Origin of the sequence: Leptospira sarikeiensis (assembly GCF_004769615.1) — a bacterium.
Taxonomy (GTDB): domain Bacteria; phylum Spirochaetota; class Leptospiria; order Leptospirales; family Leptospiraceae; genus Leptospira_B; species Leptospira_B sarikeiensis.
This window is the reverse complement of the sequence record NZ_RQGF01000018.1, coordinates 1-500: the sequence shown is the minus strand read 5'-3', so window position 1 is coordinate 500 and position 500 is coordinate 1. Positions and strand designations below refer to the sequence as shown.

The window sequence follows — 500 nt, the reverse complement described above, 5'->3', positions numbered from 1 at the left end:
AGATTCTCAAAACTCATTACATGACGACGATGTAAGAAGTGCGAACGGTTTATTGAGTTCAAGCGGGATCTATTCTACCCAAGAATTGGAACTTAGGATCGCTCAGGCCGAGTTGAAGGTTTTACAAGATAATCAAACAAGGGCCCAGTCCGTATACGATTATGCAGTAGCGAATGTAGGAAATAAAACCGCGGCAGGGTTACAAACAGAAGTTGAAACCTTAAAAGCCGACTTTATCGCAAAACAGAATGCATATTTGAGCTTACTTGCAGAACTAAATGGAAGTGGTGCTTCTTCCACATATTCTCAACCGGGACTGGATCCAACTTCGACAACGAATGTAGGAACAAATCCAGGTAGTGGAACAAGTATTTTATCGGATCTAGAGGTTGCAAATAAGGCATTAGAGGAAAAAAGAAAGGCGTTAGAGCTTGCTCGTGCAGAGCTTACAAATTCCCAAGCCGCATATGATAGCACTGTAAAAATGCAGGTGCTTATCC

1 protein-coding gene is annotated in these 500 nt (G+C 42.0%); it reads left to right on the top strand.

The genetic code is table 11. The annotated features are described in order from the left end of the window. On the top strand, positions 1-500 hold a 500-nt coding region (locus EHQ64_RS08850; protein WP_135648250.1), incomplete at both ends, for a hypothetical protein.